This window comes from Bacillota bacterium (genome assembly GCA_009711825.1).
Lineage (GTDB): Bacteria > Bacillota > Proteinivoracia > UBA4975 > VEMY01 > VEMY01.
Genome location: VEMY01000007.1, coordinates 77,264 through 87,898 on the forward strand (window position 1 = coordinate 77,264; position 10,635 = coordinate 87,898).

Below are 10,635 nucleotides of genomic sequence, written 5' to 3' on the forward strand. Positions count from 1 at the left end.
TTAGGAAGGAAACTACAGCTTATAGATCTGCTGATTATGCAGCTAAGGGGGTTTTATTTTTTGTCTATTTTTGATTACAATAGAGATATGTGATTAGCCAAGCGGAGGGACTGGAAATGACAATAAAACCCCGTACATATTTTGTAAGGACCTACGGTTGTCAGATGAATGAACGTGACAGTGAAACAATTGCCGGAATCTTTAGCGCTCGGGGGATGAAACCTGCCGATTCTATGGATACTGCCGATATTGTCATGGTCAATACCTGCACTGTGAGAGACAAGGCGGAGCAAAAGGTTTTTGGCCTTTTGGGCAAATTGAGGGAACTAAAGGAAAAACGCCCGGATATGCTTCTGGGAATATGCGGTTGCATGCCCCAGCAACAACAGGTGGCAAAGCGCATCCGCTCTCGGTTTCCGTTCATGGATATTATCATTGGCACCCATAATCTTCAACAGCTGGACACTTACCTGGAACAGGTGCTGATGGAGCGTAAACAAATACTTGAAGTGTGGGAGGAACGTCAGCAGCAAGAATTATACGCTCCCGCCCGGCGTTCCGCCGGGCTGAAGGCGTTTGTCAATATCAATTGGGGCTGCAATAACTTCTGCACCTATTGCATCGTCCCATTTGTCCGGGGGCGGGAGAAGAGTCGTTCCCAGGCAGATATTATTGCAGAAATTGAGGGCCTGGTTAATGAAGGTTACCGGGAGGTTACGCTTCTTGGGCAAAATGTCAACAGTTATGGCAAGGATCTCCCGGACAAACCTGATTTCGCTGAGCTTTTGGCAGCAGTCAATCAAATCGGCGGTCTTTGGCGGATTAGGTTTATGACTTCACACCCCCGGGACGTTTCGGCGCGACTGATTGATGCCATCGCTGGCCTGGATAAAGTCTGCAAACATCTACATTTGCCAATACAGGCCGGGAGCGACCGGATTCTTGCCGAAATGAACCGGGGTTATACACAGGAACATTATTTACTATTGGTAGAGCAGATCCGGGCGAAAGTTCCTGATATTGCCTTGACTACCGATATAATTGTTGGCTTTCCTGGCGAAACCGAGGCGGATTTTGCCGAGACAATGGCTGTACTCCGGCAAGTAGAATTTGATTCGGCCTTTACGTTTATGTACTCGCCCCGCAAAGGTACTCCCGCCGCGGGCATGGAGGCTCAGGTGGAGACCGCTGTCAAGCGGGAGAGGTTACAAAAACTCATTGCCCTGCAAAACGAGATCAGTCTCAAACGCAACCGGGCCCTTATCGGACAAACTGTTAACGTCCTCTTTGAGGATAAAACAGAAGCTATGTTTAAGGGGCGCACCGAAGGAAATAAGCTGGTTTTTGCAGCCAGTGCAAACAATCTTCTGGGTAAACAGGCCCAGGTTACAATAACAGAAGCCAAGACCTGGAATTTAGTGGGGCAGGTGATGGACGGAAATGACTAAATTATCTCCCATGATGCAGCAATACAGGGACACCAAGGACAAGTATCCCGATTGCCTGCTGTTCTTTCGGGTCGGCGACTTCTTTGAGTTGTTTTTTGATGATGCCGTGCAGGCGGCAAAGGAGCTTAATATTGCCCTGACCAGTCGTGACGGCAATAAAGAGGACGGAATCCCCATGGCCGGTGTTCCCCACCATGCCATGGAAAACTACTTGAGTCGGCTGGTGAAGCGGGGGTATAAGATAGCTATTTGCGACCAGGTGGAGGACCCCAAGGCCGCCAAGGGCCTGGTGCGTCGTGAAGTCACCAGGGTAATAACTCCCGGAACAATTATTGAGGACAATTTTCTGGACCCAACACGCAACAATTGGCTGTTGGCGTTGTGCCGGGAAGGGCGTAATTGGGGAGTGGCCTATGCGGATATCTCCACCGGTGAATTTTTCTGCTCGGAACTGGAAGCGCCTCGGGAACAAATCGAGGCCATTATTTCGGCCCTGGCGCCGGGAGAAATCCTTGTGCCCCCGGAGTTGAGCAGGCAGTTTTGCGGTCCCTTCGTCACAACAGCAGCTGAGGCAGGGGCGGACCCTGATTTTGCGCCGAAGGATAACCCGGTATGGCTTCATCCGCTGGCCCGCCGGGCAACGACAATGATTCTCGCCTATTTAGGGGACAAGCACCGGCTCTCGGCCAGGCATTTTAATACACTTTCCTGGCGGGACTTTAACCGCTATCTCTATCTGGACGCAGTCAGCCAGCGCAATCTGGAACTGGTTAGCGCCCTCAGCGGCGATCGCAGCGGCCCGTCGCTCCTCAAAGTTCTTGATGCCACCAGCACTGCCATGGGCGGGCGGCTGTTGAGACAGATGTTGATTACGCCCCTGGCCGATGCCCAGGGAATTAATGAGCGCCTGGACGCTGTTGAAGTTCTGACAGACAATTTTCTAGTCCGTAAAAAGCTGCAACGGCTTTTGGCGGATATGTACGACTTGGAACGCATCGTAACAAAGGTCAGTTATAATACTGCCAACGCCCGGGATCTTAATGCCCTTAAAACCTCTCTGGATGCCCTGCCAGGGCTTTCTGAGTTGCTTCAAGACATGGAGTTGCCGACCCTTTTGCAAGCGGCCAGAGACCGTTTGACAGGGTTTGAAACACTTTCTGGCCTGATTGGCAAGGCGCTGCAACCTGACCCGCCGCTGACCATCAGGGAGGGAAATATAATCCGCTCGGGATATTCAGAGGAACTGGACGCGCTCCGGGCGCTTGCTTCAGATGGCAGCGAGTGGTTAAAACGCTATGAGCAAAAGCTAAAAGAAGAGACAACAATTAAGTCCTTGAAGTTGGGTTTTAACAAAGTCTTTGGTTATTACATTGAAGTGACGCGTGCCAATTTGAACGCAATTCCCGATTTCTTTATTCGCAAACAAACTCTTGTAAACGCAGAGCGATTCATCACGCCAGAACTTAAGGAGTGGGAGGAAAAGATTATTTCCGCCCATGAGCGCCAGCATAGTTTGGAGTACCAATTGTTTTGTGAACTGCGGGAACATGTTGCTACTTTTTCGGCGCGGATACAAGCCACTTCTCGGGCGGTGGCAACCATCGACTGTTTTATCTCCCTTGCAGAAGTGGCAGTGAGCAACAACTATTGCCGTCCGCAGGTGAACAGCAGTGACTGTCTTGTTATTACAGAAGGTCGGCATCCTGTTGTGGAGAAGTTTGGCGAGCATCAGTTTGTCGCCAATGATTGCACGCTGGATACCGGCCAAAGTCAGATTCTAATTATCACCGGGCCGAATATGGCTGGAAAGTCTACGTACATGCGCCAGGTGGCTCTGATTGCGCTCATGGCCCATGTCGGTTCTTTTGTGCCGGCCGAAGCGGCCAGAATTGGCGTCCTAGATGGCATCTTTACCCGTATTGGTGCCAGTGATGACCTAGCATCAGGCCAGAGCACCTTCATGGTGGAAATGTCTGAGCTGGCGCGCATACTGCGCAGGGCCACAGCCAACAGCCTGATCCTGCTGGACGAGATTGGACGCGGCACCGGAACCACCGACGGCCTAAGCATTGCACGGGCCACCATCGAATATCTGCACAACACTCCTGGGATAACAGCCAAAACTTTGTTTGCCACCCATTATCATCAACTAACTGCTCTGGAAGAGCTGGAACGGGTGGAAAATTGCTCGGTTCAAGTGGCAGAATCAATGGGAGAAGTGACCTTCTTGCATAAAATCATTGCTGGCGGCAGTGATCGCAGTTATGGCATCCATGTTGCCAAACTTGCCGGTTTGCCGGAGCAATTAATTGCTGCTGCCGGTCAGTATTTAGAAACTATGATTGCTGAAGGCTCTGCAGAGACGCCGGTTGTGCGGGAAACTGCCGCAACCCGGGCGCCCCTTGACCCTGGTGTTCAGGAGATAATCAGGCAATTATCTGCCTTAGACCCCGACGATATCTCGCCCCGTCAGGCCTGGGAAATCCTTGCCTGGTTACAGCAAAAAGCGGCTTCGCTGCCGGGGAGTGGTGTGAACTATGAAGATTAGATTGCTGCCGCCGGAAATTGTCAACAGAATCGCCGCTGGCGAGGTGGTGGAACGTCCAGCATCGATAGTCAAGGAGCTAATGGAGAACGCTATTGATGCTGGCAGTACCCAGATTTCGATAATTGTTAGAGCTGCCGGCCGAGAGCTGATTCAAGTCGCCGATAACGGTGAGGGGATGGAGGCCGCCGATTTGGAACTGGCGGTCCAATCCCATGCCACTAGCAAAATAACAAGCGACAGCGACCTTGAGGCGCTGACTACCTTGGGATTCCGAGGAGAAGCTCTGGCCAGCATTGCAGCAGTCTCACGTTTGAGTATTATCACCCGCACGGCTGAAAACGTTACAGGCAGCCAGCTACGGGTCGAATATGGCGAACCCGGTGCAGTCAAACCGGCGGGCTGTCCCAGCGGGACGACTGTTACTGTCGAGGACTTGTTTGCCAATACTCCGGCACGAAATAAGTTCCTTAAGAAAGATGCCACCGAGCTGGCGCTAATCAGTGAAGCGGTACAGCAGCAAATAATCGCCCACCCGGGTATCCGTTTCAGTTTACAACATAACAATCGTCAACTGCTCAGTTCACCGGGAGCAGGCAAATTAGCCGAGGCGATAGCAAGCATTGCCGGATTGGATACTGCTGAAGCTTGTTTGCCCTGTACCGGCTGTTTGGAAGGGTACCAGGTTGATGGATACATCGGCAGCCCCCGGTTGCATCGCAGCAACCGCCAAATGCAGTTCTTTACGGTTAACGGTCGCTCAATTGTCAATCGACTGCTCTCGGCAGCGGTGGAAAAAGCGTTCCATACCCTGCTTCCTGTCAAGCGCCATCCGGTTGTGTTTCTTAATATCACGCTGCCCAGCGACCAATTGGATGTGAATGTGCATCCGACAAAGCGTGAGGTAAAATTCGCCCGCCCAGATATCTTGTTCCGGTTGCTATTCAATAGCTGTCTGGAAGCGTTGACACCTGCAAGTTCTTCTGCGCTGCCGGGAATCAATCGCCGGCAAGAATATACAGCGCCAATTAGTACGCCGGCCACGCCTAGTGAACATATAAGTGCGCCGATATTCAGACACCCCCCAGAACAAACTGCTCCAGCGCCGACTCAATTATCAATCGAGATCCGGGAAACCGGGGCAGCTACTGAACAAACGCAAATTCTCGGTCAGGTTTTTGCTTCTTTTTTGGTGGTAGCCACCGGCACGGAGCTGGTGTTGATTGATCAGCACGCTGCCCAGGAGCGCGTGATGTACGAACATTTCATAGCAAAACTGGCAAGTGGCGAAAAAGCAAGTCAGGTGGTAGTTCCTGTGGAAGCCGAACTACCTGCTCATCTGTATCAATATGTTCGCAGCCATTTGAGCGATTTAACGGCATTGGGATTTCGACTTAATCTTACAGAGACCGGCCTGATTGTCAGGGAAGTGCCGATTTTATTTAAAAAGGTCCTGTCGCCGGAGGATATACTAACAATTGTTGAGACATTGAACTCCGGCGTTGAGACCTCATTGCAATCCCATAATGACGCGGCGCTGATGTTGATGGCTTGCAAGGCCGCCCTAAAAGCTAATCAAAAGCTTAGTGTTCATGAGGCCAGGGCGCTGCTTGACGAACTTAATCGTTGCAAAAATAACGCAACTTGTCCCCATGGCCGGCCCATCAAGGTCGCATTTAACCGCATGCAATTAGAGAAAATGTTTGCCAGGAGATGAAAATGGCGATTTTAACCACCGCTCGCAAACCAGACAATTCCACCCGTCTAAGGGCGAATAGACTCAGTTTGGAGACGGGTATCCCGTTTATAGAACGTGGCAATCTGAGTCTTGAGCTTTTGATTAGTGAATATGAACAGGTACTCTTGGTGGAAAAGCAAAAATTTGCCTGCCACACCACTGCCGGCGAACTGTTCTTTCATCCAAATCTTTCGGCGCTTAGAATCAAAAACCTGCGTCAGGGCGCCGAGGATTTCCTCTGTACCGCTATGCAACTGCAACCAGGGGATCAGGTCCTAGACTGCACCGCCGGCCTTTGCGCCGACAGTATTGTCGCGAGCTTCGTTGTTGGCGACCACGGGCAGGTTACCGCCTTGGAAGCGTCGCTGTATATTTATCTTGTTGTGCGGGAAGGTATCCGTGCCAAAATGGCGCCGTCGCGTCTGCAGGCGGCTGTGGAAAGAATTAACCTGGTTCACGCTGATTACAGGACATTCCTCAACCAATTACCGGCAAAATCATATGACATTGTCTACTTTGACCCGATGTTTGCCATTCCTGTCCAGAAGTCTTCAGCATTTACGCCGCTCCGACCCTTGGCCGAATATAACACGCTGACAAAAGCTGTTCTGGAACAAGCGGCCCGGGTGGCTCGGCGAGTAGTTGTTGTCAAGGAGCGTTCGTTTTTTGACTTTGAAAAATTAGGTCTGGACAGGGTAATCGGAGGGAAAGGGAGCAAAATAGCATATGGAATTTACGCCCCAGGGGGGAGTTTATGAAGAAGATTTTGCTGCCGGTAATTGCCGGCCCCACTGCTTCCGGCAAATCTGATGTGGCTGTAAAACTTGCCTTGCGCTTTAATGGCGAAGTTGTCTCGGCAGATTCGATGCAGATATACAAGTTCATGGATATTGGAACCGCCAAGGTGGATAAGGAGACCCGGGCCCGGGTTCCCCACCACATGCTGGATATTGTCACTCCAGATGTCAATTACAGTCTGGCCATGTACCAAAAACAGGCCGGAGACATTATTGAAGCAATAGCTGCCCGGGGACAGCTGCCACTCCTTGCCGGCGGTACGGGATTGTACATAAAGGCGTTGATTGAGAATTATCCTTTAGATCAATTGCCCCACGACCCACAAACCCGGGAACGACTTGCGTCAATGTGGTTACAAAAGGGCGAAAAACATATGTACAGCTGGCTTGCCCAGGTTGCCCCCGAAGATGCCAGCCGCATTAATATCGGGGACAAGCGCCGGGTCCTGCGGGCTTTGGAGATTTATTGCCTCACCGGCCGCGCTCCTAGTGAGATACATTCCGAGGCTCGGGCCAAATCACCGTTCGTTCCGTTACTTATTGGGTTGACAATGCCCCGGAAAACACTGTACGCTAAAATAAACCGTCGAGCACAGGCTATGGCGGCGGCAGGTTTACCACAAGAGTATTCTATGTTAATTTCCATGGGCTTCGCTGCCGACGCCAATTCGATGCTGGGCCTGGGCTACCGACAAGCTGGAATGTTAATCAAGGGAATTTGGTCTGAACAACAAATGTTAGAACACCTGCAGCGGGACACCCGCCGTTATGCTAAACGGCAGCTCACCTGGTTTCGGTCAATGCAGGATATTATCTGGCTGGATAACAGAGATCCTGCCAAAACTGTAGACACTATTTCTGTACTGATAGCAGGAAAATCAGGAACTTTCACGAATAGTAAAAATAAGGATAAATTAGCGCGGAGGGATACAATTGAACAAACTTAATTTGCAGGACTTGTTTTTGAACCAAATCAGAAAGGATAATATCCTCGTTACTATTTTCTTGCTTAACGGTTACCAGATAAAGGGTTTTGTGCGCGGGTTTGATAACTTTACAGTTGTTATGGACAGTGATGGAAAACAGCAGTTAATCTATAAGCACGCCATTTCAACCATCATTCCCCAGAAAGCAGTTGGCCTGAATCCTGACAAGCTTGACAGCAGTATGTAAGCAGCGCCAGACCCTGCATTTACTTGCGGGGTCGGTGTATGTACGGACAACAGGGAAGGATTCTGCATATACTGATGCATACAGTTAATCAGGGGAGGGATTGCTGTGGGCATCAAGAGCTGTTACGGACCGGGTGCAGAACGGGTTTTCACCCAAGGTAAATTAGGAGGAGAACAGCTGACGAACGTTTCGATTAGTCAGGATTCTGCTCCAATGACAACCCTAAAGAATTTAATCGGTCTCGGAAATGTCAAACAATTGGTGTCAGAACTAGAAGCATATATCAACATAAAGAAACATCGGGAGAACTTTAACTTAAAAAATGAGCCCTTGGTTTTGCATATGATCTTTAAAGGCAATCCCGGCACCGGAAAGACTACCGTTGCCCGCTTGCTAGGACAAATCCTGCTTCAATTGCAAGTTTTACCCCAAGGGCATCTGGTGGAGATTGAACGCGCTGATTTGGTTGGCGAGTATATCGGGCACACCGCTCAGAAAACCAGGGAACAGATTAAGCGGGCAATGGGCGGAATTCTATTTGTCGACGAAGCATACTCTTTGGCCCGGGGCGGCGAAAAAGATTTCGGCAAGGAAGCTGTAGACACCATGGTCAAGGCGATGGAGGACCATAAAGATGAATTTGTCTTAATCCTAGCTGGCTACACTGCGCCAATGGAAGAGTTTCTGCGTCTTAATCCCGGCTTAAAGTCACGGTTTCCTATTCAACTAAATTTTCCCGACTATACAATTAAACAACTATTGGAAATCTCTCAGTTAATGTTGGCTGAGCGTGAATATAAACTTACAGCCCGGGCAACTGCCCGGCTGAGAGAGATTTTGGAGCAGCGGTTTTTGTACGGCACTGAAGACTTCAGCAATGCACGTCTGGTCAGAAACATTTTGGAACTAGCAATCCGTCGCCACGCCCTACGGCTCAAATATGTGACCAGTCCTACAAAAGATCAGCTGCAAACACTAGAATCATGCGATATCCTTCAGTCTCAAGCCACACAAGCAGAAGGAATCTAAAAGGGGGAAAACTATGCATCCTTTTCCCACGAAGTATCTTAAACAACATTATCCCGTCCTGGGAACAGAAATTGAAGAGGCCGCAACAAGGTTAAGCACACAACAGTATTCTGATACATCCTTCGCCAATCAGGATAAAGTGCTCAAAGCTTTCGGCCGCCACAAAGTCAGCGCTGATGATTTGTGGGGCAGCACAGGCTATGGGTACAATGATTTAGGCAGAGAGAAGCTGGAAGCGGTTTTCTGTACGGTTTTTGATACTGAGAGGGCTTTGGTGCGTCCCAATATTGTCTCGGGGACCCACGCAATTTGGCTGGCGCTGAGCGCCAATGTAAAACCCGGGCAGAAGGTGCTCTCGGTGACCGGCGAACCCTATCCGACAATGAAGTCGGTGCTAGCCGCCGATGGTCCAGGCAGCTTTAAGGAAATAGGGATAGAGTTTGATGCTGTTGATTTAACTGAGACCGGTGATTTCGACTACAATAAAATCCAGGATTGGATTGACGCGGACACAGCAGTGATTTATGTGCAAAAGAGCAGGGGCTATTCCCTGCGTGCACCATTATCCTGCGGCGCCATCGATGAATTTACAAACTGGCTCAATGGTTGCACTTACCGGCCGGTTGTTCTGGTGGACAATTGCTATGGAGAGTTTGTGGAGATACTTGAACCAAGCCAATGCGGCGCAGATATAATCGCCGGCTCACTGATAAAAAATCCCGGTGGCGGCCTGGCCGAAACCGGAGGCTACATAGCAGGACGTGCTGATTTGGTGGCCAATGCTGAGCAAAAACTGCTGGCGCCGGGTTTAACTGATATGGGCGCAACCGGCACGATGCTGCGCTCGATCTTCCAGGGATTTTTCCTCGCTCCCCACTGGGTAGGACAGGCGCTCACTGTGGCCCGTTATGGAGCCATTATGGGCGAACTTTTGAGTTACGAGGTTTATCCGCAATGGAAAGCATCCCGACATGACATAGTCCAGACGCTCGTTCTAAATGATCGCAATCTGATGTCCAGATTTTGTTCGACGATTCAGAGCCGTTCGCCCATTGACTCATTTGTCACCCCCACCGAGGGGTTAATCCCAGGATACAATTCACCTGTTTTGATGGCGGCAGGAAGCTTTATCCAGGGCGCCAGCCTTGAGTTGTCGGCTGATGGTCCAGCTTGTCCGCCGTATATAGTCTACGTCCAAGGCAGTCTAGGCATCGAGCATGGGCTTTTGGCCCTGACCGAGGCGTTTGCTGCACTTAAGCAATAAGCGAGAAGGGGAGAGGGGATTGAATCTGCAGTTAGTCGTTAACGCCTTTGTTGCCGCGTTGGCACTGCTGTTTGCACTTGTTGGAGTGATTATTCCAGGACTGCCCGGAATACCGGTGCTTTGGCTGCTGGTGGCCCTTGACTATTGGTGGCTGGGCCGGTTGGGCCTTGCAGCTGGATCAATGGTTATTTTAAGTGTTCTGGCGGCAGCTACACTGATAATTGACCAGCTGGCAACCCTGGTTGGTGTAAAAAAAAGAGGCGGCAGCTTTCTTGGAGTGGTCGGCACTATTGTTGGACTGGTTGGGGGAATGGTGCTTTTTAACATTCCCGGTATGCTGATCGGTTGTTTCACCGGAGCTTTGGTGGGTGAACTGATAAACGGTCAGCAATTTCAGAAGGCCACTTCAATTGCGTTTGGTTCGCTTGTGGGTTACGCCTTCGCTACAGCTTTTAAACTGGCGGTGTGGGTTTACTATACTGTCACGCTCTTTATCTATATCTTTGCAATCTAATGTAACTGCTAACCCATAATGCCCACCAGTAGACGTCATTAATTGGCCGCAAATTGCCGGACAAGCTGACCAGAATGGAAGGGAGAATTAGAGCAATTCTCCCTGGACAACTACCTTCACCATATGG

9 protein-coding genes are annotated in these 10,635 nt (G+C 50.3%); all 9 read left to right on the forward strand.

Annotated features, from left to right (window positions below):
* Positions 1-116: 116 nt before the first annotated feature.
* The 9 genes from miaB to FH749_03475 all read left to right on the forward strand — a co-directional run bounded on the left by miaB (position 117) and on the right by FH749_03475 (position 10,508).
* On the forward strand, positions 117-1,448 hold the full coding sequence (miaB, locus tag FH749_03435; protein MTI94529.1) for a tRNA (N6-isopentenyl adenosine(37)-C2)-methylthiotransferase MiaB: 1,332 nt from the start codon (positions 117-119) through the stop codon (positions 1,446-1,448).
* Positions 1,441-3,996, forward strand: a complete 2,556-nt coding sequence (gene mutS, locus FH749_03440; GenBank protein MTI94530.1) for a DNA mismatch repair protein MutS — start codon at positions 1,441-1,443, stop codon at positions 3,994-3,996. Before miaB ends, mutS begins: the two co-directional genes overlap by 8 nt.
* Entirely contained in the window at positions 3,986-5,710 is a 1,725-nt protein-coding gene (gene mutL / locus FH749_03445; protein MTI94531.1) for a DNA mismatch repair endonuclease MutL, read from the forward strand. The genes mutS and mutL overlap by 11 nt, the downstream gene beginning before the upstream one ends.
* On the forward strand, positions 5,707-6,489 hold the full coding sequence (locus FH749_03450) for a hypothetical protein (protein MTI94532.1): 783 nt from the start codon (positions 5,707-5,709) through the stop codon (positions 6,487-6,489). The genes mutL and FH749_03450 overlap by 4 nt, the downstream gene beginning before the upstream one ends.
* Positions 6,486-7,475: a tRNA (adenosine(37)-N6)-dimethylallyltransferase MiaA gene (miaA, locus tag FH749_03455; GenBank protein ID MTI94533.1), complete on the forward strand. Its 990-nt coding sequence runs from the start codon at positions 6,486-6,488 to the stop codon at positions 7,473-7,475. Before FH749_03450 ends, miaA begins: the two co-directional genes overlap by 4 nt.
* Positions 7,456-7,701, forward strand: a complete 246-nt coding sequence (gene hfq / locus FH749_03460) for an RNA chaperone Hfq (GenBank protein ID MTI94534.1) — start codon at positions 7,456-7,458, stop codon at positions 7,699-7,701. Before miaA ends, hfq begins: the two co-directional genes overlap by 20 nt.
* 213 nt (positions 7,702-7,914) lie before the next feature.
* The gene (locus FH749_03465; protein ID MTI94535.1) at positions 7,915-8,730 is read left to right on the forward strand and encodes an AAA family ATPase; all 816 of its coding nucleotides are present in this window, start codon (positions 7,915-7,917) and stop codon (positions 8,728-8,730) included.
* 13 nt (positions 8,731-8,743) lie between these two features.
* The gene (locus tag FH749_03470; GenBank protein MTI94536.1) at positions 8,744-9,994 is read left to right on the forward strand and encodes a hypothetical protein; all 1,251 of its coding nucleotides are present in this window, start codon (positions 8,744-8,746) and stop codon (positions 9,992-9,994) included.
* Complete coding sequence (locus FH749_03475) at positions 9,975-10,508, forward strand: DUF456 domain-containing protein (GenBank protein MTI94537.1); 534 nt, start codon at positions 9,975-9,977, stop codon at positions 10,506-10,508. Before FH749_03470 ends, FH749_03475 begins: the two co-directional genes overlap by 20 nt.
* Positions 10,509-10,635 lie beyond the last annotated feature (127 nt).